The 23947-nt window shown below is 67.4% G+C and carries 26 protein-coding genes and 2 tRNA genes; 21 read left to right on the top strand and 7 right to left on the bottom strand.

What is annotated here, in order from left to right; all coding sequences use genetic code 11:
* Positions 1-10 precede the first annotated feature (10 nt).
* The 4 genes from OG817_RS24120 to OG817_RS24105 form a co-directional block, all read right to left on the bottom strand.
* Complete coding sequence (locus OG817_RS24120) at positions 11-967, bottom strand: phosphotransferase family protein (protein ID WP_406046907.1); 957 nt, start codon at positions 965-967, stop codon at positions 11-13.
* 142 nt (positions 968-1109) lie between these two features.
* Entirely contained in the window at positions 1110-2981 is a 1872-nt protein-coding gene (locus OG817_RS24115; protein ID WP_406046906.1) for an ABC transporter ATP-binding protein, read from the bottom strand.
* Positions 2978-4642, bottom strand: a complete 1665-nt coding sequence (locus tag OG817_RS24110) for an ABC transporter ATP-binding protein (RefSeq protein WP_360457805.1) — start codon at positions 4640-4642, stop codon at positions 2978-2980. The genes OG817_RS24115 and OG817_RS24110 overlap by 4 nt, the downstream gene beginning before the upstream one ends.
* A gap of 318 nt (positions 4643-4960) precedes the next feature.
* Positions 4961-6187, bottom strand: coding sequence for an MFS transporter (locus OG817_RS24105; protein ID WP_406046905.1), 1227 nt, complete (start codon positions 6185-6187; stop codon positions 4961-4963).
* Between the two features lie 186 nt (positions 6188-6373).
* On the opposite strand from OG817_RS24105, the gene OG817_RS24100 reads away from it, so the two are divergent.
* The 4 genes from OG817_RS24100 to OG817_RS24085 all read left to right on the top strand — a co-directional run bounded on the left by OG817_RS24100 (position 6374) and on the right by OG817_RS24085 (position 9740).
* A complete protein-coding gene (locus OG817_RS24100; RefSeq protein WP_406046904.1) occupies positions 6374-8251 on the top strand; it encodes a hypothetical protein in 1878 nt (625 codons plus the stop codon).
* Positions 8252-8283: 32 nt separating this feature from the next.
* Positions 8284-8475 (top strand): hypothetical protein, encoded by a 192-nt coding sequence (locus OG817_RS24095; RefSeq protein WP_406046903.1) that lies wholly within the window; start codon positions 8284-8286, stop codon positions 8473-8475.
* Complete coding sequence (locus tag OG817_RS24090; RefSeq protein WP_406046902.1) at positions 8475-8999, top strand: DinB family protein; 525 nt, start codon at positions 8475-8477, stop codon at positions 8997-8999. The genes OG817_RS24095 and OG817_RS24090 overlap by 1 nt, the downstream gene beginning before the upstream one ends.
* A 165-nt stretch (positions 9000-9164) precedes the next feature.
* Positions 9165-9740 carry a nucleotidyltransferase domain-containing protein gene (locus OG817_RS24085; RefSeq protein WP_406046901.1) on the top strand — a complete coding sequence of 192 codons (576 nt, stop codon included), beginning with the start codon at positions 9165-9167 and terminating at the stop codon, positions 9738-9740.
* A gap of 2 nt (positions 9741-9742) precedes the next feature.
* On the opposite strand, the gene OG817_RS24080 is transcribed toward OG817_RS24085, so the two are convergent.
* Complete coding sequence (locus tag OG817_RS24080; RefSeq protein ID WP_406057484.1) at positions 9743-10258, bottom strand: AAA family ATPase; 516 nt, start codon at positions 10256-10258, stop codon at positions 9743-9745.
* Positions 10259-10400: 142 nt separating this feature from the next.
* Between OG817_RS24080 and OG817_RS24075 the strand changes: the two genes are divergently transcribed.
* The 4 genes from OG817_RS24075 (at position 10401) to OG817_RS24060 (ending at position 12439) form a co-directional block, all read left to right on the top strand.
* A complete protein-coding gene (locus tag OG817_RS24075) occupies positions 10401-10763 on the top strand; it encodes a VOC family protein (RefSeq protein WP_406046900.1) in 363 nt (120 codons plus the stop codon).
* 55 nt (positions 10764-10818) lie between these two features.
* Complete coding sequence (locus OG817_RS24070) at positions 10819-11370, top strand: GNAT family N-acetyltransferase (RefSeq protein ID WP_406046899.1); 552 nt, start codon at positions 10819-10821, stop codon at positions 11368-11370.
* 184 nt (positions 11371-11554) lie between these two features.
* Entirely contained in the window at positions 11555-11923 is a 369-nt protein-coding gene (locus OG817_RS24065) for a YciI family protein (protein WP_406046897.1), read from the top strand.
* Positions 11924-12025: 102 nt separating this feature from the next.
* Positions 12026-12439, top strand: coding sequence for a cytidine deaminase family protein (locus OG817_RS24060; RefSeq protein WP_406046896.1), 414 nt, complete (start codon positions 12026-12028; stop codon positions 12437-12439).
* Positions 12440-12456: 17 nt separating this feature from the next.
* Here OG817_RS24060 and OG817_RS24055 read toward each other — a convergent pair whose 3' ends face one another.
* A complete protein-coding gene (locus OG817_RS24055) occupies positions 12457-12963 on the bottom strand; it encodes a DinB family protein (protein ID WP_406046895.1) in 507 nt (168 codons plus the stop codon).
* Positions 12964-13117: 154 nt separating this feature from the next.
* Here OG817_RS24055 and OG817_RS24050 point away from each other — a divergent pair, with 154 nt between their 5' ends.
* The 11 genes from OG817_RS24050 to OG817_RS24000 all read left to right on the top strand — a co-directional run bounded on the left by OG817_RS24050 (position 13118) and on the right by OG817_RS24000 (position 21957).
* Positions 13118-13477 (top strand): hypothetical protein, encoded by a 360-nt coding sequence (locus OG817_RS24050; RefSeq protein ID WP_406046894.1) that lies wholly within the window; start codon positions 13118-13120, stop codon positions 13475-13477.
* Positions 13478-14583: 1106 nt separating this feature from the next.
* Positions 14584-14907, top strand: a complete 324-nt coding sequence (locus OG817_RS24045; protein WP_406046893.1) for a putative quinol monooxygenase — start codon at positions 14584-14586, stop codon at positions 14905-14907.
* Complete coding sequence (locus OG817_RS24040; protein WP_406046891.1) at positions 14900-16105, top strand: helix-turn-helix domain-containing protein; 1206 nt, start codon at positions 14900-14902, stop codon at positions 16103-16105. The genes OG817_RS24045 and OG817_RS24040 overlap by 8 nt, the downstream gene beginning before the upstream one ends.
* A 99-nt stretch (positions 16106-16204) precedes the next feature.
* Positions 16205-16615: a plasmid replication, integration and excision activator gene (locus OG817_RS24035; RefSeq protein WP_406046890.1), complete on the top strand. Its 411-nt coding sequence runs from the start codon at positions 16205-16207 to the stop codon at positions 16613-16615.
* Between the two features lie 12 nt (positions 16616-16627).
* Positions 16628-16933 (top strand): hypothetical protein, encoded by a 306-nt coding sequence (locus OG817_RS24030; RefSeq protein WP_406046889.1) that lies wholly within the window; start codon positions 16628-16630, stop codon positions 16931-16933.
* A 6-nt stretch (positions 16934-16939) separates the two neighbouring features.
* Positions 16940-18415, top strand: a complete 1476-nt coding sequence (locus OG817_RS24025; protein ID WP_406046888.1) for an FtsK/SpoIIIE domain-containing protein — start codon at positions 16940-16942, stop codon at positions 18413-18415.
* Positions 18412-18801, top strand: a complete 390-nt coding sequence (locus OG817_RS24020) for a WhiB family transcriptional regulator (RefSeq protein ID WP_406046887.1) — start codon at positions 18412-18414, stop codon at positions 18799-18801. Before OG817_RS24025 ends, OG817_RS24020 begins: the two co-directional genes overlap by 4 nt.
* Positions 18798-18998: a hypothetical protein gene (locus OG817_RS24015; protein ID WP_406046886.1), complete on the top strand. Its 201-nt coding sequence runs from the start codon at positions 18798-18800 to the stop codon at positions 18996-18998. Before OG817_RS24020 ends, OG817_RS24015 begins: the two co-directional genes overlap by 4 nt.
* Positions 18995-20581, top strand: a complete 1587-nt coding sequence (locus OG817_RS24010) for a replication initiator (protein ID WP_406046885.1) — start codon at positions 18995-18997, stop codon at positions 20579-20581. Before OG817_RS24015 ends, OG817_RS24010 begins: the two co-directional genes overlap by 4 nt.
* A 15-nt stretch (positions 20582-20596) precedes the next feature.
* Positions 20597-20794: an excisionase family DNA-binding protein gene (locus OG817_RS24005; protein WP_406046884.1), complete on the top strand. Its 198-nt coding sequence runs from the start codon at positions 20597-20599 to the stop codon at positions 20792-20794.
* Positions 20794-21957: a tyrosine-type recombinase/integrase gene (locus OG817_RS24000; RefSeq protein WP_406046883.1), complete on the top strand. Its 1164-nt coding sequence runs from the start codon at positions 20794-20796 to the stop codon at positions 21955-21957. The genes OG817_RS24005 and OG817_RS24000 overlap by 1 nt, the downstream gene beginning before the upstream one ends.
* 94 nt (positions 21958-22051) lie before the next feature.
* On the opposite strand, the gene OG817_RS23995 is transcribed toward OG817_RS24000, so the two are convergent.
* Positions 22052-22122 (bottom strand) — tRNA-Gly (locus OG817_RS23995).
* Positions 22123-22253: 131 nt separating this feature from the next.
* Here OG817_RS23995 and OG817_RS23990 point away from each other — a divergent pair.
* Positions 22254-22326: transfer RNA gene (locus tag OG817_RS23990), tRNA-Pro, on the top strand.
* 77 nt (positions 22327-22403) lie between these two features.
* Positions 22404-23807, top strand: coding sequence for a trigger factor (tig, locus tag OG817_RS23985; protein WP_406046882.1), 1404 nt, complete (start codon positions 22404-22406; stop codon positions 23805-23807).
* Positions 23808-23947 lie beyond the last annotated feature (140 nt).

Here is a 23947-nt window from a genome sequence, read left to right as displayed (position 1 = left end):
GAACGAACTGTCAGACAGAACGGAGGAGAGGCCGCGCGTCCGGGTCGATGCCCAGGGCGGTGAAGCGCTGGGCGAGGTCGTCGACCCAGGCATGCGCTGTTCGGTGATCCGGTAGCGGGACGCCCGCTTCGCTGCGCCAGAGTGCATCGCCGAGGGCAGTGCGCAGATGCCAGGCCATCACGCGCTCGGCTGACAGTTCATGGCCGGTGAGCTGCTTGTAGTGGTGGAGGGTGGCGGTCAGCAGTTCGACGCCGGGACCCGTTCCGGGGAAGGCGCGCAGGTCGTACTCGGCCTCGGCCAGGCCGGCGGTCTCGAAATCGACGACTACGCGGAGGTGCTCGTCCTCCCAGACCTGGTTGCCGCCGTGCAGATCGCCGTGGACCAGTACGTTCGGGCCCAGCGTCGCCAGTACGTCGTCCGCCCAGTCGCACCACTGCATGACCGCGGGGCGCTGATCTGGACGCGCCCACTTCATGAACTGGTCGCGCAGGTCGTTGGTTGTGGCTGGTTGGAGGATCGCGGGGGGAAGTTCGCCGATGACGGCTTCGACGCGTTCCCGGGTCGCTGAACGGTTCAACGCAGCCAGAAAGTGCGCGAGCTGCCGACCCACCTCGTCCCGGTCGACCGAGTCCACGACCTCGAACAGCGACTTGCCAGGCACCAGTTCGGTCACGAGAAGCAGTGGATCGGTGCTGCTAGCAACTACGTTCGGCAGGAACGGAATGGCCGGCTCGCGTGCCAACGCCGCCAGAACGGCGATCTCATGCGCCAGCCGGAGCCCGGCAGGACGCGACCACGCGAACTTCGCCACGAACCGTCCGCCAACGACCGCACTCGCCGCCCACCACAGCGGATCCTCCTCGCCCAACGTCTCGCGAAGCACGATCGAGCAATCGCCCAACGCAGGCGCAACCTCCCGCAACGCCCCGGCAACCGCCGACGGCGAGCACTCCTCCAACCACTTCATCACGGCCGAGGCTACCTCGCTTGCTCGAACCCGCGTGCACCATTTCTGCTCTCCCCAAGCTGTCCGCACACGACGTAGCAGGCGGCCGGGAAAGCAAACTGCCCTCGGTCCGTTGGGGGACCGAGGGCAGTTCGGGGAGGGGTTAGGCCAGGGACTCTTCCCAGGCTTGGTGGAGGCCGGCGTAGCTGCCTCCGGTGGTGATGAGGTTGCGCGGGGCGCCGTCCTCGATGATGCGGCCGTGCTCGAGCACGATCACGCGGTCCGCGGTTTCCACCGTGGACAGCCGGTGCGCGATCACGATCGCCGTACGGTCGGCCAGGATGGTCCGCAGCGCGCGCTGGATCAGCCGCTCGCTGGGGATGTCGAGGCTCGAGGTCGCCTCGTCCAGGATCAGTACGGCGGGATCCGCGAGGAACGCCCGGGCGAACGCGACCAGCTGGCGCTGGCCTGCGGACAGCCGGGAACCGCGCTTCTCCACCGACGTCTCGTACCCGTTCGGCAGGGCCGTGATGAAGTCGTGCGCGCCGATCACCTTGGCCGCCTCGACCACCTCTTCCATCGTGGCCTCCGGCTTGCCGAACCGGATGTTGTCGGCCACCGAGCCGGTGAACAGGAAGTTCTCCTGCGTCACCATCACCACCCGCTTGCGCAGGTCGTCCTCGGTGAGGTCCCGCAGATCGATCCCGTCCAGCAGCACCTGGCCGTCGGACGGGTCGTTGAACCGCGCCACCAGCTTGGCGATCGTGGTCTTGCCGGCCCCCGTCGTACCGACCAGGGCCAGGGTCTGACCGGCCGGCACGTCCAGATCGAGACCGGGCAGGACCGGTACGTCGTCGACGTAGTTGAACCGGACGTTGCGGAACTCGAGGTGACCCCGCGCGCGACCGGGCTTGGCCGGCTCGATCGGCTCGGGGACATCGGGCGTCTCGTTCAGGACGCCGGAGAGCTTCTCCAGCGCCGCACTCGCGGACAGGAAGGTGTTGTAGAACTGCGAGATGTCCTGCAGCGGCTCGAAGAACTGCCGCAGGTAGAGCAGGAACGCGGTCAGTACGCCGACCGTCACGTGACCGTGGTAGGCCTGGTAACCGCCGAACGCCAGGATCGCCACGATCGTGATGTTGCCGACGCCCTTGATCGACGGCATGAAGATCGCGTTCAGCTGGAACGACTTCAGGTTGGCCTGGCGGTACCGGTCGTTGACGCCGTGGAAGATCTCCTCGTTGCGCGGCTCCCGGCGGAACGCCTGGACCGCGCGGATCCCGGTCATCGACTCGACGAAGTGCACGATGACGAGTACGACGGCCTCACGCGTCTGCCGGTACACGACCGCCGACCGCTTCCGGAACCAAGCCGTCAGCAGGATCAGGGCCGGGAACGACAGCAGCGCGATCAGACCGAGCTTGAGGTCGAGCGTGAGCAGCAGGATCGACGTACCGATCAGGGTCAGGGCTGCCGTGACCAGGCCGTCGAACCCATTGGCCAGCATCTCGTCGATCACGCCCACGTCGGACGTCAACCGCGAGATCACCCGGCCGGAGGTGAACTTGTCGTGGAACGACGGGCTGAGCCGCTGGAAGTGGTCGAACACCCGTTTGCGCAGGCCGAGCAGGATGGTCTGCCCGAGCCGGCCGGACCGCATCAGGAACAGCTGCCGGGTAAAGGCCTGGAGCAGGGCCATCACCAGGACGAGGGACACGACGGTGATCAGTTCCCGCGAGCCTTCGCCGGCGATGATCGGCGGGATGCCGTTGTCGATGCCGAGGTGGACCAGGTACGGGACCGCGAGGCGGGCACCGTTCTCGACCACCACGATCACGACCAGCAGCCAGATCAGCTTGGCGTGCGGCCGGAGCAGTTCACCGAGCAGCTTGCGCGAGTCCTCCTTCAGCCGGACGGTCGTTGCCCTCGACAACTCCCGGTCGGGGTCCTCGTCGAACTGACCCCGCCAGGTGTCCTGCTGCGACTCGTCGTCCTTGGTTTCCTCAGGAGGAGGTGTCTGCTGGGTCGTGGTCATGCGTGCACCTCCTCTTCCTCCGCCGCGAGCAGGTTCCGGTACGCCGGGACCTGCTCGAGCAAATCGTGATGGGTTCCGACGTGGGTGATGGTCCCGTTCTGGAGCAGGGCCACCTTGTCGGCCAGCATCACGGTCGACGCGCGGTGCGCGACCACGATGCCGGTGGTCTCGGAGAGCACGTTGCGCAGTGCCTCCTCGACCAGGGCCTCGGTGTGCACGTCGAGTGCGGACAACGTGTCGTCGAGGACCAGGACGGCGGGCTTGGCGAGCACGGCCCGGGCCAGCGCGAGCCGCTGGCGCTGACCGCCGGACAGTGACATGCCCTGCTCTCCGACGCGGGTCTCCAGGCCCCACGGCAGTTCGTTGGCGAACTCGGCCTGCGCGACCTGCAGGGCCTGCTGGACGTCGGCCTCGGAGGCGTCCGGCCGGCCCAGCGTCAGATTCTCCCGGACGCTCATCGAGAACAGCGTCGGGTCGTCGAACGCGGAGGCGACCGCGGTCCGCAGCGAGACCAGCGACAGGTCACGGATGTCGTGCCCGTCGATGGTGATCCGCCCCGCGGTCACGTCGTACAGCCGGGGGACCAGCGCGGTGAGCGTGGTCTTGCCCGACCCGGTCGCGCCCACCAGGGCGAGCGTCGTACCGGGGGTGAGGTCGAGGTTGATGTCGTGCAGGATCTCGCTGGAGTCGTCGGAGAACCGGAAGCCGACATGCTCGAAGCGCAGATGCCCCTTCGAGTTCACCAGCTCGTCCGGACCCGACTTGATCACCGAGTAGGTGTCGAGGATCTCGCTGATCCGGTCCGCCGCGGTCATCGCCTCCTGGGCCATCGCCAGGATCGCGCCGAGCGAGGTGACCGGCCAGATCAGGGACAGCATCAGCGTGATGAACGCGACCAGAGTGCCGAGCGTGATCGCCTCACGGCCCACTGCGAGGGCGCCGAGCAGCAGCACGATCACCAGGGTCAGGTTCGGGATCACGCCGAGGAAGCTCCAGAACCGCGACGCCAGCCGGACCTTCTCCACCTCGGTGGTGTAGAGCGTGACGGCCTCGTCGTCGAACTGCCGTTGGACGTGCCCGCGCCGGCCGAAGGCCTTGATCACCCGGAAGCCGAGCGCCGACTCCTCCACCCGGGTGGCCAGGTCGCCCTGCTGGTCCTGGACCTTGCGGGAGATCAGCAGGTACTTCTTCTCGAACTTCAGCGACAGCGTGATGATCGGCACCGCGGCCAGCAGGACCACGACGCCGAGCGGCCAGTACAGCCGCAGCAGGAGGATGGTGACGACCCCCAGCTGCAGGATGTTCATCACCAGGAACAACAGGCCGAAGCCCATGAACCGGCGGATGATGGACAGGTCAGTGGTGACCCGGGACAGCAGCTGACCGCTCTGCCAGCGGGTGTGGAACTCCATCGGCAGCGACTGGAGCCGGACGTACAGGTCGTGCCGGAGGGTGGCCTCGAGGTCGCTGACGGTGCGGGACTGCGCCCACCGGCGGGCCCAGACCAGCAGGACTTCGGCGATGCTCAGCCCGAGGGCAAGGAAAGCGAGCGGGACCAGGAGGTCCAGCTCGTGGCGGGTGACCGGGCCGTCGATGATGGCCCGGGTGACCAGTGGAACGGTAAGGCTGACGCCCACACCCAGCATGGCGGTGGTGAACATCACCGACAGGCGCCAGCGGTGTGGCCGGAGGTAGGGCCGGAGCCGCCAGAGGTTGCGGCTGCGTGCAGGGACTCGGGTGGTAGGGGCAGCGATCGACGGCGCTTGGGCAGGGTGCTCGGACGGCATCTGGACGGGCGCACTTCCCATCATGCTCGGTAAGGGGTTTTCGCGACCGGAAAACGGCGCACTTTCCAGTATCGCTCACCAGGTAAGCGCTTGTCCTCCCAATTCCATTCCCTCTGGATGAATTACCACTTGTTGCAATAAGCGCCTCCCGCCCCACGCGGTAGCAGCCGTCACACTCATCACGTTTCGCAATCAGTCTTCAGCCATCGATCGCGGCTGCGGGTCGGTGGCCGGGAGCGAACGGAAGGTCCGGAGCGGGGAGACGAGAGCGATCAGGACGCCGAGGAGCATGCCTGCGGTGGCCAGGAGGAGGGTCGGCCGGATGCCGATCGCGGTGGCCAGGACGCCTGAGGTGGCGGCGCCGGCGGCTTGGCCTCCGATCACGACCGTCCGCCAGGTGGCCGTGACCTGACCGAGCAGGTGGGCCGGGGCCAAGGACTGACGGAGAGTGCGCTGGGGAACACCGAAGAGCGACATGCCGAGCCCGGACAGCGCCTGAGCGGCGTAGATCATCGCAGTGACGCCCGTGGCCAGGGCAACACCGCTCAGAGAGGCCAGGAGTACGCCGGAGATGTACGCGGGGCCGATGCCGACCCGGCTGCACCAGGCGGTGGCGACGAAGGTCCCTGCCACGGCAGCGACACCGAACGCGGTCAGAGCGACGCCGACGAACCCGGGCGACCAGTGCAGCTCACGCACCAGGTAGAGGACGACCAGCGGCCCCTGCATCGCGCCGGCCAGCGCGGCCGTGGTCGCGGACAACGTCAGAGAAGTCAGGATCCGGTCGCTGAAGATCGCCCGCAGCCCGGTGGTCAGGCGGGCCCGGGTGTGCGCCGCAGACGCCCGTACCGGCTCGCGGATCAGGTACGACGCCGTAGCGGCGACGAGGTACGACGCGGCGTCGACGAGGATCGCGAACGGCGCAGTCACCAGCTGCACCAGGAAGCCGGCCACCGATGGACCGGTGGTCGAGGCCAGGTTCAGGTTGAGCAGAGCGGCGCTGTTGGCCCGCATCAGGTCCTCACGCGGCACCAGCGACGGCAGCATGGTCAGCGACGCCGTGTCGGACAGCAGAGTCAGCACTCCGGTCAGTACGGCGACGACGTACAGCTGCTCGATGCGCAGCGAATCCGTTGCCGCGGCCAACGGAATGGTTCCGAGCAGTAGGGCGCGGCCGAGGTCCGTGACGATCAGGATGCGGCGCAGCGGCCACCGGTCGACCCAGACACCGGCCGGCAGGCCGAAGACGAGGTGCGGCGCGATGCTCAGAGCGGACAGCAGACCCATCTGCAGTGCGGACGCCTGCAGCGTGACGACAGCCACCAGCGGCAGCGCCACAGTGGTGATCGCACTGCCGGACGCCGACACCAGCTGCCCGATCCACAGCTTGCGGAACTCGCCCCTCACGACCCATGCCATGCCAAGCAACCTGTCACTCAGCAGAGTCATGCGACTACGTGTGTTCGCCCCGAGCAGAGCGTGTTCACTGCACGCGAAACACGGGCCCTGGCCGTCGGTGATGGGGCGACTTCCCTTGGTTGGGGGTTGGTGGCTAGGGTGCCCCCCTGTGCAGAGGTGCTGGGGAGCGCCGCGAGGGGGAGTCTGGTGTTGAATCTGCGGGTCAAGGTGGCTGCCGCCTGTGTCGTCGTACTCGTTCCGCTGGCTGCCAGTCAGGTCATGGCCGCCGATCCACCGCAGCACCTGGGGGAGGGGACGCTGGTCGCCGGCCGCACGGTGGCTGATGTCGGCATGTCCGGGGCGCGTGTGGTCGCGTCGGACACCACGGACCACGCGGTCTACGAGACCAGCAACAACGGCACCACCTGGACCGCAACCGGCGGCTCCAACGACACCAAGCCGCTCCAGCTGGAGGGGTCGTCGCTGCTCACCTTTGACTCCGGTACGGCGAAGGTCGGCGGGCTCACGTTCCCGGCGACCGATGAGGTCGTGCTGGGCAAGGGCGGCAAGCTCGTGTCGCACCGTACGCCGAACGCCGCCACTGCGGAGGTGTACGACGTCGCGACCAAGGCGAAGGTTGCGGATTACGCCCCGCCGTTCGCCATGGCCGACAGCACGGTGTGGAAGGTGACTGAGCCCGGTCAGCTGATCGGCAAGAACCTGAGTACCAACGCAGAGAAGACCATCCTCGTCGCCAGCGCGTGCACGGTCGGTCCGGGCCGTGTCAACGGACGCTGGGCGCTGCTGAGCGGCTGCAACCAGTTGGTCGACGTGAAGGGTCCGGAGGCTCCGCGCAACCTGATCGTGGCCGCCGACGCCCAGGTCGGCAACGGCTTCACGGTCCAGACCGCGTCCGGGAACTTGCTGGTCACCGATCTGAACGACCAGGCCCTAGGGCAGCGGCTCTACGGACCGATCCGCACTGCACCGGCCAGCCTCAGCACCGACGGCTCCGGTGCGACCAAGATCGTGTACGCGGACCCGCAGAACCGGGCGCGAGTGATCAGCCTGACCTGGCTCGCTGCCGATCCGCAGCAGCGGCCCGACACCACTGCGCCGGTGCTGACCAGTGCGTCCGCGGGCGACCGGATCCGCGACAACACGAGCCTCTCGTTCCAGTGGGCCTTCACCGACCCGACCGACCCGAACTCCCCCGCGTCCGGTGTCGCCACCTACGACCTGCGTACCCAGACGCGCCCCAACCGCACCTCGCCGTACGGCGCCTGGAACCAGCCGGCAGGCTGGCAGGGGCTGAAGGGGACCGCCGCGAGCACCACCGCGCCCCTCGGCACGGACACCTGCTGGCAGGTCCGTGCACGTGACTACGCAGGCAACCTGAGTGGGTGGAGTACGTCGTACTGCAGTGAAGTCGACGGTACGGCGCCCGGCCTGATCACACTGCGGATCGGGGACCGGGTGCAGCTCGGGTCGGCGGTGTTCAGCTGGGGGTACAAGGACGACACGGACGTCGATTCGTACGACATCGTCTACAAGGTCGCGTCGCCCGGGAACCCGCTGGGCGCGTGGATCTACCCGCCGGCCTGGCAGAAGACCAAGATCCGGTCGATCGCGTGGACCCCACGCCTCGGCTGGGACGAGTGCTTCATGGTCCGGGCGCGTGACTACCTGGGCAACACGACCGCGTGGTCGGCGCAGCTCTGCTCGGTGGCACCGCAGGACGACCGCGCGCTCACCTCGGCCGGCACCGTCACCCGCTCGACCAGCACGCTCGCGTTCAAGGGCACCACCTCGATCCTGAAGGCGAACGGCGCCTACCTCACCAAGACCGCCGAGGCCGGCGCCCGCATCGCCCTGGTCGCCATCCACGGTCCCGGTCAAGGCCGCGTCGACATCTACCACGCCAACATCAAGATCGGCACAGTCTCCCTGGCCGCCACCACCACAGCCCGCAAGGTCACCTACCTCCCGATCACTCCCTACCGCTCCGGCGCCATCAAGATCATCTCCACCTCCACCGCCCCAGCCACCATCGACGGCATCGCCTTCCTCCGCCAGAACCCGTAGTTCGACCGCGCTGCTGGGTGGAGAATGCGCGGGTGTCTTTGGTGTATGTGACTGGCGGGTCTGGGGTGGGGACGCCGGCGGATCGGGATGACGAGTGGGAGCTCGCCTGGCACGCCACCGCGGAACTCAGCAACGCGCGGTACGGCGCCCTCATCGTCGACGCGACGCCGCCACCATCGAAGGTCGTCGACAACCTCCTCACAGCACTGGACCTACCAACGTGATGCGGGAGTTATCGCGCGCGCTGCAAGCGAGCCGGGCTGTGATGCTCGAGAAGTTGGACGGATTGTCGGAGTACGACCGGCGGCGGCCGTTGACTCCGACCGGGACCAACCTGCTGGGGTTGGTGAAGCATCTGGCCGGGCTGGAGTACGGGTACCTGGGGGAGGCGTTCGGGCGTCCTCCTGTCGAGCGCCCGTCGTGGTTCAGGGACAACCCGTACGACGAGATCGACATGTGGGCGACGCCGGACGAGTCGAGCGAGTACATCACCGGCGTGTACCGGCAGGCCTGGGCTCACTCCGACGACACGATCGCTGAGCTCGACCTCGACAGTCCCGGTCACGTGGCGCACTGGAGCGAGGGCCATCAGGACACCACTCTCGGCGTACTCCTGATCCGCATGGTTACGGAGACCACCCAGCACGCAGGCCACGCCGACATCATCCGCGAACTGATCGACGGCGAGCTGGACGCCGATCGGAGGAGCACTGTCCAGGAGGCCGCGGATCACTTCCGCAATCGGTAATTGCCTGGGTGGTCGGCGTGGTGCGCTGCTAGCCTGCGGTCGAGTCAGAGCGTGAAGGAGGTGGTGCACATGCGGTCTATCTGCGCGGTGCCGCCTCGCCGATCTCCCCGGCGGCTCTGACCCTCTCGGGGCTCACCGCATCCAACTCATGCGAGGAGTCCTGTTGTGGATTCGTTTGATCAGTTGCGGGCGGCCTGTTCTCTCTTCGACGGCTATCCGGGTTCGTACTGGGTGGCCGGCGGGTGGGCGCTGGATCTGTTCGCGGGCCGGGTACGTCGGCCGCACAGCGACGTGGATGTACTGGTTCTGGCCCGCGATCTCGATCAGGTCGCCAAGACGTTCAGCATGCCGCGGCCCATGGTCCAGCATCCCGAGTCCGGCACGCGCCGTCCGTGGGAACCGGGCGAACAACTCACCCCCGGCCCCGACGCGCTCGTCTTCCCCGACGACGCCAAGCCGTGCCCGATCCAGATCCTGCTTGCCGCGTCCGACGTCGACGAGTGGGTCTTCCACCGCGGCCGGGGCACCATCCGGAAGCCGCTCACCGAGATCACGCTGACGTCGCCGGACGGTACGCCGTACGTCGCGCCGGAGATCGTGCTCCTGTTCAAGGCACGCGGTGGCCGGCCGAAGGACAACGACGACTTCGCGGACGTCGTACACCTCCTGGACGCCGACCGCCGTCACTGGCTCCGCGACCGCATCGCTCCCGACCACCTCTGGTTCCCTGCGTTGCACTGAGCTCAGTCGAGTGGGCTCGCCGCGCGGCCGCCCGTGGTCCAGGTGAGGTCGGTGATGATGCGACTGGCGGTCTCGTCGAGGCTGCTGGACGGATCGATCACCTGCTCGCCTGGAACGTCGAGCAGGTCGCACGGCTGGTACCAGTCGCGCATCTGCTCGGTGGTGACGACCTCGGACAGCGGGCGGGTCGCGTGGCGCCGGACGGTTTCGTCGAACGAGAGCTGGAAGTAGTACACGCCGGTCCGGCCCACGTGATCCGCGATCAGTTGCCGCAGCATGTCGCCGTACGTCGGGCTGTACAGGATGCCCTCCAGCATCACGTGATAGCCGTTCTCCAGCGCGTAGCGCGCGGTCTGGTCGATCAGACCGACGTTCGGCGCACCGGGTCTGTCGTGCTCCCGCAGCAGGATCCGCCGCAGATAATCCTGCTCGATCCATGCAACCCCACGGCCCACCCGCTCCCGCACCGCCTGCGCCGTAGTGCTCTTCCCCGACCCCGAATTCCCCCGCAGAACCACCAACCGCGAAGTCCCATCCCCAACCCGACCCACGTGGCGACCCTAGCCCACGCTGAGGTGTGTTCGGTCTACGTCCATGCCGGTCGCGCGGGCGACGTACCGCGTGCTGCCACACTGACGAGCCATGGACATCAAACATCGGATGATCGTGTTCGACGCTGCGGATATCGATGCGGAGAGTGCGTTCTGGGCGGCGTTCCTGGGTGGCACTGTCGAGGCGTGGGGCGACAGATGGCGCGCGATCTGGGTCGATGGCGAGTGGGCATTGGGTGTCCAGTCCGCTCCGAACCATGTGCCGCCGGATTGGCCCGATGGCGCGCCCCAGCAGATGCATCTCGACTTCTACTTCGAAGGGCTTGAGGCCCACGACGCTGCCCATGAGCAGGTGCTCAGCCTCGGCGGACGACTGTTGAAAGCCGCCGACGACCGCACAGCCCCACGCGGCGTCCAGGTGTACGCCGACCCCGCCGGCCACCCGTTCTGCCTCTGTTGGATGCCCAACTGACCTACGGTATTTCAGCGGAAGCCAAGGCGACACGGCCGACTGCTACGGTCCGTTGGTGGCTGGAACTACGGACTCGGATTGGCCTGTGTTGGTGGGGGCTCGGGTGGTCCTGCGGGTGCTCACGATGGGCGATGTTGATACTTGGCACGCTGGTGATGATGTGGAGCAGCAGCGGTGGTTCGAGGCGCCGGGGCCTGCTCCGCGGGAGAACGTCGTGCGGTACATCCGCGAGACGCGCGAAAGTTGGGCGAGTTCCGGGAGCAAGCGGGCCTGGGGGATCTGGCTCGGCGACGTACTCGCAGGCGGCATCGACGTCGCGGATCGAGGACAGGGGAGTGCCTACCTGTCCTACGTGGTCTTTCCCGCGAGCAGGCGCAAAGGTGCGGCCTCCGAGTCGATCCCACTCGTGGCCGCTTGGGCGTTCGAGAACTGGCCGGTGGATCGTGTCGTGGCGACCATCGACGAACTCAACCTCGCCTCCCGCGCCACAGCCGAACGCGCCGGCCTCACGTACGACGGAATCGCCGACCCCAGCGAGTACGGCGAGTCAGGCACCATGCTGCGCTACGTCCTCCACCGCCCAGCCACCCAAAACACCCACGCCTGAGCCCCCTGCCGACTGCCCGTGGCAATAAGGCAGGTGCTCGGACGGCGCTCGAGGACTACCTCGGCAGCGGCAGCTCGGCGAGTGGTGCGACCTGTGACCTTCTGATGCGGTGTCGGATCGGGCTGCCGCCGTTCGTGGAGAAGGTGGAGAGTGGCCGTAGGGGCCGCCCCGCGAAGGAGGAGACATGACGGAGTACCTCATCGCATTCAACGACGAATGGGTGCCCGATCTCACGGACGACGATCTACGCGCGGCGTCCAAGCGGACCACCGCGCTGAGGGCAGAGATGAAGGCTGCCGGCGTTCTCATCTTCACCGGCGGCCTCGACGACGCTGCGCCCGTGTTCAGCGTCGACGCGTCGAGTGGTGCCCCGCTGTTCACAGACGGTCCGTACGTCGAGACCAAGGAGTACCTCGGCGGCTTTGCCGTCGTCGACGTGGCCGACGAGGAGGCTGCGCGGTTGTGGGCGGGAAAGATCGCGGTGGCCTGCGGTTGGCCACAGGAAGTACGACGCTTCCGGTACGCAACCGCCGCCAAGCCCGAGACCACCTGAACGTCGGAAGCGAACATCCCAGGACAGAGGATCGTGCCTCTGCCCTGGGCCACTGACGAAATCCCATAGCCCCGAGCTGGACATCGCCGCTACGTTCCGTGCGTGATCGTTCAAAGTAACGACAGCCTCATCGACGCGGCCGCGGCCGTACTGCGTCCTCACCGTGTCGGTGATCGAGTCTTCGGAGATGTGGCCTCGGCTCTCGTCACTGACACCGGCAGTGTGTACGTCGGCGTGTGTGTCGACACCACCTCCGGTACGGGATTCTGTGCCGAGGACGCTGCCATCGCGGCAATGGTGACTGCCGGTGAGTACAAAATCGCGAGGATTGTGGCCGTCTGCCAAGCCGACGACCACGGCGCGTTGCACGTAGTGCCGCCCTGCGGGCGCTGCCGAGAGTTCATCCGCCAGATCGACCCGGCAAACCTTGATACCGAGGTCATTCTTGGCCGCCACCGAACGTCGACCCTCCGCGAACTCCTCCCCGAGAACGACTGGCCCGTCTCGCTGGACTGAGCCAACCGGCGGGCTGGTTATTCGCCCGTGGTGCCGTCGATGCGTTCGCGGAGGAGGTCCGCGTGGCCGTTGTGGCGGGCGTACTCCTCGATCATGTGCAGGTAGATCCAGCGCAGGGTGTAGTCCTCGCCGGGACTGGCTTCGTCGAGACTGCGACCGGCCACGGCCCGACGCGACCGGGCGACGCTTGCTTGATAGCTGGCCAGATCGTCGGCGGCATGCGCGATGTCGACCGCCTCGGAGCCTTCCTTCGAGCCGGGCGCGTAGTCCCAGAAGAACAGGTGGTCCGGCTGCCCGTCGTACGCATGGAACCAGGCCTCGACTCCAGACAGGTGCCGAACCAGGCCGAGCAGCGAGAGTGTCGACGGTGGCACCGACCGCAGCGCCAGTTGTTCCGGCGTCAGCCCGCCGCATTTCAGCAGCAAGGTCGTCCGCTGGAACTCGAGGCGGTCTTCGAGCGCGGCCCGCTCATCGATCGGGTTGTACGGCGGCTCGGGTCGCTCAGGCGTGGTCCACGTCGACACCCGGGCGACCCTACCCACGTGTCGCCCCCTTGGCCAGCCGGACAAGACAGCCCAACGCGGGCCTGCCACCACGCCGACATCAACGCCGTTCCCAAGTACGTCCCAACGTCGACGCCGCTCTAACCCGAGTGGACCAACGAGTGATGATGGTGCGATGCCTGAACGACACTCACGCACTGTGCCCGGCGGCCGAGCCTTCTACCTGACCGAACGGCTCTGGAAGTTGGCGGAAGATCTTCCGGTCGAGCGTGTGCCGATCAACACCATCCGGGAGTTCGACGAGGACTGCTGGTTCGGTGGCGGACCGGTCACCTGCCGAATGGTCGCCCAGCACGCCGACCGTATCCAGAAAGCCGATCTCCGGTACCCGGTGATCTTGTCGGCAGACGGACGCTTGATGGACGGCGGCCACAGAATCGCGAAGGCCTGGCTCACCGGCTCAACAACCATCGCCGCAACCCGCTTCACCACCGACCCCGACCCCGACTACATCGAGCCGAACCCCACCCGCTGAATCCTGCTGGCAAGGTCGTCCGAATCGGCGGCCACGCGGCCGATCCCCGCCGGAGTGAGAGAGGGCCCCCAGCAGCCGATTCCCTGTGGCTGGGGCCTGCTTCTGTTGGAGCGGGTGACGAGAATCGAACTCGCGTAGCCAGTTTGGAAGACCGGTCGCCACACTGCCTACCGTCTGATCGCGAGCGCGAACCCGTCGCCTCCGGGTGTCCTGATTTGGCCCCGGCTGACCCCTGCTAATCGCTCGCTAATCGCACACCGTAGCCCAGGCGGTGATGCACTCGGCTGCATCATCGGCGCGGGTGGTGGCTCCCGCCCATTCGGACGCATTGGCCTTCTGAACTGCCCACGCAATGCACGGACGTCGTGACCGTCTCCGGATCACGAGCCCGAGGTAGCCAGGGCGCGCGGACAGTACGTCCGATTTGTGGAGTCGCCGAGTCCAGAGTGGGTTTCGTACGATGAGGTAGTCGGCCGTGAGCCGGACACTGGGACGCATCGCCCCGAGCCACCAGGTAGCCGTGAGGATGATTGCGATAGGCACCGGATCTGCGGGCGGCAGGTGATTGACCGCAGTGTCGACGGCCGCAACGAGGGGCAGACCGAGGAACACAACGCCCGACCCGATGCGCCCGGCGAGGCTGACTCTCCAAGCGCGACCCTTGGTTTCTCCGCGCGGACTCATGCTCGGCATTGTCGCAGCGCTCCGACGACCACACCTGCCGCGTCCCCCTGATAGCTGCAAACCCAGGTCAGCGCGGCGCGGGTCAAGAGTCGGCTTGCCGATCCCGTAGGGACGCGTAGCGCTCTTGATGCGTGTCGTGGTGGCCGGACAATCGAGCGGCCAGGGGGACGGGGCCAACCGGCAGTCGGACGCGTGCACGCGGCTCGTGGCAGTTGGGATCGCGTGGACGGGGACGCGTCCTGCTGCTGGGCCTCGGCGAGGACGGCGCCCTGGCGCCGCCCGCAGTCCGGGGCCGCGCGCCGAAGGCGCGCCTTGATCCATAAGAGCCCAACTCGGCAGAGAGTTACCGGCTCAGGCGTGCCGTTGCTACCCTGGGTGCGGCCTAGTACTTCTGGTGCGTGTCGTCTTGGAGGGTGTCGCACATGTTCGCGCTCGTAGTTCGATTTGACCTGACCGACCAGTCCGCCGCGAGCAAGTTCGATGCGCTAGTCGAGCGCACGGCGGCTGGCATCGTCGAACACGAGCCGGGAACACTCGTGTACTCCACTCACCCGGTGGTCGATGAGCCGCTGGCTCGGGTGTTCTACGAGGTGTACGCCGATCGCGCGGCATTCGAGGCGCACGAGGAACAGCCGCACGTGAAGGCGTTCCTGGCGGAGCGAGGTCAGTACTTGAGCGCGACTCGTGTCGAGTTCTTGAGTGACGGACCGGCAAAGGGGTTGCCGGCGGGCCCCGGCGATGAGTGACGAGAGTCGAACGCTCGGCCGAAAGGTAGCGCAGGCTCGGAAGCGTCGAGGGCTGTCGCAGCGTGACTTTGCGCGCCTGATCGAGCGGTCGGAGACGTGGGTCTCGCAGGTTGAGCGAGGCGTGCGGAAGATCGACCGCATGTCGGTGCTGGAACGCCTAGCCGATGTCCTGGACATCCCGCTTGCCGAGCTGGCGCCTGAGCAGCCGGTTGTGGCGGCCGCACATGACCGTCCGATCCCGGCTGTTGAGCTGACGCTCGCCCTCAGTTCCAGCACAGCACTCGCGGCCGTTCTCGAAGAACGTACAGCGGCGAACTTTGAGGAGCTGAGCGCCTCAACCGAAGAAGCCTGGTCGCTTGTGCACGCAGCCGAGTACGAGCGCGTCGGGGACCTGATGGTTCGGCTTCTTCCCGAGCTGGAGTTCGCCGCGCGCCGAACCGAGGGCGAGGCGCAGGAGGCGATCTACTCGGCGCTGGCACGGGCGTATCACGCGTGCGCCTCCGTGCTGTCGAAGCTGGGTGAACCGGCCAGTGCATGGGTGTCCGCCGATCGGGCCATTTCAGCCGCCGAGCGGGCCGGGGACGCGCTGCTGATGGCCGAAGGTGCATTTCGACTGACGCTGGTGTTCCAGAGCGCACGCCAGTACGCCCAGGTGAACCAGACCGCGTCGACAGCGGTCGCTGCCCTCGCCGATCGCGTGTCGGCCGAGGAGCCTGAGGCCATCTCGCTGACGGGCTCCCTTCATCTGCAAATGGCGATTGCCGCTGCTCGTCAGAACCACGCCGAGGACGCGTACAGCCATGTCGATGCCGCTGAGCGCCTTGCACAGTCGCTCGGTGTCGACAGGAACGATTACGGCACGGAGTTCGGCCCCACGAACGTGACGCTGCACCAGGTCACGGTTGCGGTCGAGCTCGGCGACGCTGGCCGGGCGCTACGCATCGCTGAGGAGTTTGATCCGACCGGCCTCTCATCCGAGCGGCGTTCGCGATACCTCGTCGAACTGGCTCGTGCTCACGCCCAGCGCCGCGACGTCCGCGCCGCAGTGGCTGCGATCGAGTCGGCCTATGGCATCGCCCCAGAACAGGTGCGATGGCACCCGGTAGTGCACGCGTTACTGGAGGACCTTCTCCGCACCGATCAGGCCACACTGCCGGAGCTTCAAGCCCTCGTCCGGAGGCTCGAGCCAACCACCTGAGATAACCCGCACTAAAAGTATTGATCCGCATTTAAAGTGCGGGTATGCTCTTTGGTATGGACGCGGCCGCGACGGTCGCCTAATGCCGAGGAGCGAGTCATGGCGATGCCCCGCAAGATCAACATCCAGTTCGGCGAGGTCTTCCCGTACGGCGTCTATGCCGTCTCGGAGGTCACCCAGGTCCGCGACTTCGACCGCTCGACGAAGGACCGGCCGGTCTACTCGGTCGACGAGGACTCCGGCCTGAACGTCTGGTCGGTCGACGTGATGGACGGCGACCCGGAGGCGCGCAAGGCCGACCGGCAGCTGTCGATCAAGATCCTCGCGAAGCAGCAGCCGGTGTTGCCGCCTGCGAACGGTCTGCCGTTCACGCCGGTGGAGTTCGAGGGCATGACGGCGACGCCGTACGTGTCGGACTCGAACGGCCGTCCGCGTCTGGCGTGGTCGTTCCGGGCGATGGCGGTCCGGGCTCCGAAGAACGCCCCCGGCGCGAACAAGCCTGCGGCGTAGGCGGGCTGGCCGATGAACATCAGAGCGACCGAGACCGAGATGACCTCGGCCGAGTTCCCGGTGTACGCCGAGCTGGTCGCGCCAGGTCAGTGGCGGATCGGCCCGGTGGAGTTCTTCGGGGCCATGTGCCGCGAGCGGTTGTTCACGGTGAATCAGGCGATGTCGGCGATGACGCTGGGCGAGCTGGTGTACGGGGGCCGTGACGCCGACCCGGCGCGGTACGACGTGCTCTACGCGATCTACTCCGGCGAGCTGGGCCTGTACCCGGGCTCCGGTTCGGCGTGGGAGCGGCACGACGACCCCGAGATGGGCAGGTGAGCAGGCGTGTTCAGCATCAGGGGGACAGAGGTCAAGGAAGGGCCGTTGCGGTTCCGGACTCCGGCCGTCGCGATTCGCCTGCGGTGGTGGCTGGTATGGGTGGTGGTGTCGTGGTTGGTGCGGCTTCCGTTCGTGCTGGCCCGGCACCCGCGATCGACGGGAACTGTGCTGGCCGGTCTGCTGGCGTGGAAGGCGTGGACGGTCTACGGGCTGTGGCGGCTCGCTGCTGTTGCGGCTGCTGTGGTCCTTCTCGGGGTCGTGTGGTGGTGGCGCTGGCCGGAGTCGTTCGCGCAGCGGATCGTCTGGCGGGCGCGTGGCTGGTGGCGACGCTTGGCGGTGTACCGGGGCCTGTGGCAACCAACCATGACCACGCTCAAGCTGCACTCAAAGCTCGACGATGTGACGTACCTGCCCCGGATCGTCAAGGTTCGGTCGACCGGACGCGTTGACCTGGTCACGGTCCGGCTGCTGCCGGGTCAGATTCTCACCGACTACGCCGAGGTCGCCGAGAGACTCGCTGCGACCTTCGGTGCGATGGACTGCCGCGTCCGGTCGCACAGGCGCAACCGGCGACAGATCGTGTTGTGGTTCTTGGTCGATGACCCGCTGACCAAGGTGGTCCCGCCGATTGCGCCGGCCGATTCGCTAGAACTCAAGGCGCTGACGGTGGCGCTGCGCGAGGACGGGTTGATGTACCGGTTGCGGCTGCTCGGCACGCACCTGCTGATCGCGGGTGCGACCGGTGCCGGTAAGGGCTCGGTGTTGTGGTCGATCATCGCGGCGCTCGGTCCTGGCATCCGCTCGGGCCTGGTCCAGGTGTGGGCGCTGGACCCGAAGGGCGGGATGGAGCTGGCGGCCGGTCGGCGGTTGTTCGCGAAGTTCTGCTACGGCGGTGACGACACGGTCGGCTGGGAGTCCGCGTTCGCCGAGGTGCTGGATGAGGCGGTCGAGCGGATGCGTGCTCGGCAGGCGACGATGCGCGGGTTCTCCCGGCTCCACAAGCCCACGACCGATGAGCCGTTCATTGTGCTCGTGGTCGACGAGCTGGCCTCCCTGACGGCGTACGTCACCGACCGAGACACCAAGCGCCGGATCGCCGCTGCGTTGTCGCTGCTGCTGTCGCAGGGCCGCGCTGCCGGTGTCACCGTCGTTGGTGCCCTCCAGGACCCGCGCAAGGAGGTGCTGCCGTTCCGGGACCTGTTCCCGACCCGGCTGGCGCTGCGGCTGGCGGAGGCTGCGCAAGTCGGCCTGGTGCTCGCCGAGGGTGCCAGGGCTCGCGGTGCCCGCTGCGATGAGATCCCGGAGTCTTTGCCGGGCGTCGGTTACGTCGGGATCGATGGTGAGGCCGAACCGGTGCGGGTCCGGTTCCCGTTCCACTCCGACGAGGACGTTGCCGCTCTGGTCTACCTGTACGCGCCGACCGATGGCACCGGCAACGACCGTGAGTCGTCGCTGCGGCCGGTCGAGGAGGTGGCGGCATGACCCGCCCGCAGGTCCCCGGACAGGTCGAACTGGTCTTCGAGGTGCCCGAGCTGGGCGATGAGCTGCGCGCCGAGCTGGCTGCACACGTGCTGCCCGGTTGGGCCTCGATGGGTGCCTGCCGATCCGTCGCCGATGACACCTGGTTCCCCGATGAAACCGCCACCGCACGCAAGGCCGCCGCGATCGATCGGTGCGGGTTCTGCCCGGTCCGCCGATCCTGCCTGGCCCATGCTCTGTCGGCGGGGGAGGAGTACGGCGTCTGGGGTGGCACGACGGAGCTGCAACGTGACGTCTTGGTCTGGGACTTGGTCGATGGAGCTCCCGTGGTCGACGCGCTCGACGGCGCAACCCTGCTGCCGGAATTCCTCTGGAGGCAGGCGTCATGACGGTCCGACTCCGCGTCTCGGGAGACCCCGACGAGATCGAGGTCATGCTCAAGGTCCTGGGCGTGGTGTTCGACGTCACCGGCTCTGGCCGGATCTTCCCCAACCACGGCTCTGCGGGAGTCCGCGTCTACCTCACGGCGCGGATCCCGTGGGCCGGTGAACGAGACCAGCCACGCCGAGGAGGTGGTCCCCAATGATTTCGTCCCTGGGCCAGGTCGCGCCCGACGTGCTGCACGACCTGGCGGTCCGCAACGGTGTCTGCGTCCGCCCGGTGCTGTCCCGCATGACCGACACCACCACCGGAGAGCAGACCGTCGTACCGATCCCGTGCGGCTCCACTCAGCAGCGCCAGTGCCCGCCCTGCGCCGAGCGCGCTCGCAAGCTCCGCATGCAACAGTGCCGCGAAGGCTGGCACCGCGACGACGAGATCCACGGCACGGATGAAGCAGCCGAAGACCTTCCCGCGGAACTGGTCGATGAGCCTTCCGGCGACGACGAACCCGACGATGAGGACCAGGTCGACGACGACGAAACCACTCGTCGTGTCCGGTCGACCCGCCGCCGTCAGGACGCCCCTGACCTGCCCCGCGTCCCGATGGACAACCGCACGATCGGCGCAAGCTTCACCGCACCCAACGGGCGCACCTACCGGCCGTCGATGTTCCTGACCCTCACACTCCCGTCCTACGGCCGCGTCGGCTCCGACGGCACACCGCTCGACCCCGACACGTACGACTACCACCGGGCCGCGATGGACGCCCTGCACTTCCCCAAGCTGGTCGACCGGTTCTGGCAGAACCTGCGCCGCTGCGCCGGGTACAAGGTCCAGTACTTCGCCACCGTCGAAGCCCAACGCCGCCTCGCACCGCACCTGCACGCCGCCGTCCGGGGCGTCATCCCTCGCCAGACCGTCAAGGACGTTGCCGCCGCCACCTACCACCAACTGTGGTGGCCGCAATGCGACCGGCCGATGTACGTCGGCGACGACCTGCCGACCTGGGACGAGCTGGCCGGCCGATTCGTCGACCCGGTCAACGGCTCGATGCTGCCAACCTGGGATGACGCTCTCGATGCGATCGGAGACGACCCGGCCGCGCAACCGGCGCACGTGGTCAAGCTCGGCCGCCAGGTCGACTACCAAGGCATCATCGCCAGCGCTGAGGACAAGGTCGGCAAGGCGATCGGCTACCTGACCAAATACCTCGCCAAGTCCATCGCCGACACCTACGGCGACGACGACGAAATCACCACCCGCCAGGCGATCCACCTCGACCGGCTGCACCGCGAGGTCCGCTGGCTGCCCTGCTCCCCGACCTGCTCGAACTGGCTCCGGTTCGGCGTCCAGCCCAAGGGAGCAGAGGCAGGCATGCGGCCGGGCTGGTGCCCCTCCAAAGCGCACGACCGGCACCACCTGGGGCTTGGTGGCCGGAGGGTGCTGGTGTCGCGTCAGTGGACCGGCAAGACGCTGTCCGACCACAAAGCCGACCGCGCCGAGGTCGTCCGCCAAACCCTCGCCGCTGCCGGTGTCGACATGCCCGACACCGACCGATACGCCGCCACCGCCCAGCTCGAGGACGGCTCGCCCCGCTTCATCTGGCAACCCGTCGACCGGAACAACGATGACGACCTACCCACCTGGCACGGAGTCATCACCCGAGGCATCGGCGAACGCATCCGCTGGCGAACCGAGTACGAGCAAGCCAAACAACGCGCCCACCCGCCACCGGCCGACACCTGTTCGGCAACTGACACCGACACCGCCGCTGACCCGGCGGCATGACCTGGGGAGATCGAGATGGACAGACTTCTGACAGTCGAAGAGGCCGCGCCGTACCTCGGTGCGAGATCGGAACGCCTCGCGCGACGGTTGATCGCGCAACGCCGCATCCGGTTCGTTCGGGTCGGTCGCAACGTTCGAATTCCTGAGTCGGCAATCACCGAGTACGTCAGGGCGAACACGGTTCAGCCGATCGCGCGTGGGAGGGCGGCCTAGTGGCGAACAAGCCGGGCAAACGCCAGTTCGGCTACGTCCGCACACTGAAGTCCGGGCGGATTCAGGCGAGCTACCTCGGGCCAGACGGCATCCGGCGTTTCGCTCCGAACACCTTCCCAGACCAGACGTCGGCGGGCGTATGGCTGACCCTGAGACAAGCGGACCTCATCCGGGGCGAGTGGAACGATCCCGACCTCGGACGCATCCTGTTCGGCAACTACGCCGAGCGCTGGATCGAGGAGCACGAGCTGAGCCCGCGGACGCAGGAGCTGTACCGGGCGCTGCTCAGGCTCCACATCGATCCGTTCCTCGGCCGGAAGGAACTCAGCAAGATCGGTCCCGAGACCGTACGCAAGTGGCGCCAGGACCTTCAGGATGGTGGTCGTTCGGCAGATGCCGTGGCGAAGTCCTACCGGCTGGTGCGAGCGATCATGGCGACGGCGGTCGACGATGAGCGGATCAAACGCAATCCGTGTCGGATCAAGGGCGCGGACACGGCTGCCCGAGCTGAGCGGCCGGTTGCGACGGTCAAGCAGGTGTACGCCCTTGCCGACGCGATCGGTCCGCGCTTCCGCGTGTTCATCCTCGCTGCGGCCTTCACCGGTCTGCGTTGGGGCGAGCTGATCGCGCTTCGCCGGATGGATGTCGACCTGGACGACGCAAGCATCCGCGTGGAACGGAGCATGGCACAGCTGTCCGGTGGCAAGCTCGTGGTGAAGCCGCCGAAGTCGGACGCGGGTATCCGCACGGTCCCGATCCCGGCTGTGCTGGTCGAGGAGATGCAGACCCACCTGCGTGAGTACGTCGAACCGCAAGCGGAGAGCCTCGTTTTCACCGGGCCACGTGGCGGCACGCCCAAGCGGGGGAGCTGGCGTTCCACCGTCAGATGGACGGCGAAGGTCCGTGAAGCCGGTCTGCCTGCCGGGTTCCACTTCCATGACCTACGTCACACGGGTAACCACCTGGCCTCGAAGAGTGGCGCGTCGACCAGGGAGCTGATGCACAGGATGGGGCACGGCTCGATGCGAGCGGCGCTGATCTACCAGCACAAGACCGATGAACGGGCTCGGGAGATCGCGGTTCGGCTGAACGAGGTAGTCGCTCGCGAGGCCAAGCGGGATGACGACGGTGGGGCGGCCGGCGTGCCCGTGCCGACAACCTAATCGCTGGCTAATCGCACGCCGCCCGATCCGGCCCGAACATGAGACAAGGCCCCCAGCCTCAGAATCCCTGTGACTGGGGGCCTTCCTCTATCTGAGCGGGTGACGAGAATCGAACTCGCGTAGCCAGTTTGGAAGACTGGGGCTCTACCATTGAGCTACACCCGCGGTGCTCGGACATGATTCCACATACCCTGGGGTGGACTCAAAACGCCACGGGTGGGGCCCTGATCGGCATGGTCGGTCCGGGGTGGTGGCGCGAGCACTGGTTCGGGTCGACTAGACTCGTCCGGTCACTGCGGGGCGTAGCGTAGTGGCTAGCGCGCCTGCTTTGGGAGCAGGAGACCGCAGGTTCGAGTCCTGTCGCCCCGACAAACCCCCTGCAGCACCGCTGCAGCGCGGGCTGTCGCCCACGCTGTGAACGTCATCGATCAAGGAGAACCGCCACCGTGAAGAGCACCGTCGAGTCCTTGAGCCCGACCAAGGTCAAGCTCATCGTCGAGGTGCCGTTCGAGGAACTCAAGCAGAGCCTCGACGCGGCGTACCAGAGCATCGCCTCGCAGATCACCGTCCCGGGGTTCCGCAAGGGCAAGGTCCCGCCGCAGGTGATCGACCAGCGGGTCGGCCGCGGGCCGGTGCTCGAGGAGGCGATCAACGACGCGCTGCCGAAGCTGTACTCGCAGGCGGTGAGCGACAACCAGGTGAAGGCGATCGGCCGGCCCGAGGTCGACGTGACCGAGTTCAACGACAAGGAGAGCCTGCAGTTCTCCGCCGAGGTCGAGGTACGCCCGGAGATCACGCTGCCGGACCTGGAGGGCCTGGAGGCCGAGGTCGAGGACATCGCCGTCTCCGACGACGATGTGACCGAGCAGATCGAGGCGCTGCGGCAGCGGTTCGGCTCGCTGAACCCGGTCGAGCGCGCGGTCCAGGACAACGACTTCATCACCCTCGACCTGTCCGCCAGCAAGGACGGCGAGAAGGTCGAGGAGGCGCAGGCGACCGGCCTGTCCTACCAGGTCGGCAGCGGCCAGCTGCTGGACGGCCTGGACGAGGCGGTCGTCGGGCTGAACCCCGGTGAGAGCAAGACCTTCGTCACCCAGCTGGTCGGCGGCTCGCTGAAGGGCGAGGACGTCGACGTCGAGGTGACCGTGACCGCGGTCAAGGAGCAGGAGCTGCCGGAGTTCGACGACGAGTTCGCGCAGACCGCGTCGGAGTTCGACACCGCCGACGAGCTGAAGGCGGACGTGCAGGGCCGCCTGGAGCGCGGCAAGCGGCTGGAGCAGGCCGGCGAGGCACGCGACGCAGTACTGGAGAAGATCCTGACCCTGGTCGAGGTGCCGGTGCCCGAGGGCCTGCTGACCGATGAGCTGGCCGCCCGGAAGGAGAACCTGGAGCAGCAGCTCGGGTACTCCGGGATGACGTTCGAGCAGTTCCTGGAGGGCGAGGAGCAGACCCAGGACGAGTTCGACGAGGACCTGAAGAAGCGCTCCGAGGACGCGATCAAGGCGCAGTTCGTGCTCGACCTGGTGGCCGAGCAGCAGGAGCTGAGCGTCAACGACCAGGAGCTGACCGAGCACATCGTGCGGCACGCGCAGCGCTCCGGCGTCAGCCCGGACCAGTTCGCCCAGCACGCGGTCGAGAACAACCTGGTGCCGAGCCTCGTCTCCGAGGTCGTCCGCGGCAAGGCGCTCGCCCACCTGGTCGAGAACGCCAAGGTGACCGACGCCTCCGGCAACGTGGTCGAGCTGAAGACCCTGCAGCCGGACGGCAGCTACGCCGACCCGGACGCGGAGCAGGCGGCCGAGGCGGCCACGGCGGAGGAGACTCCGGCCGAGGAGCCCGCGAAGGCCTGACCAGCAGTACGCCGAACGGCCCGGAACCCACTGTGGTTCCGGGCCGTTCGGCGTTGAAAGGGAACTGAAAGGCGGCCGCCCTAGCGTTGGCGCCATGACCTGTTCCCTCGATGAACCACGCGTGCCGGTGCAGGACCAGC

It is taken from the genome of Kribbella sp. NBC_00889 (assembly GCF_045207705.1).
Taxonomy (GTDB): domain Bacteria; phylum Actinomycetota; class Actinomycetes; order Propionibacteriales; family Kribbellaceae; genus Kribbella.
This window is presented reverse-complemented; position numbering and strand designations above follow the sequence as displayed.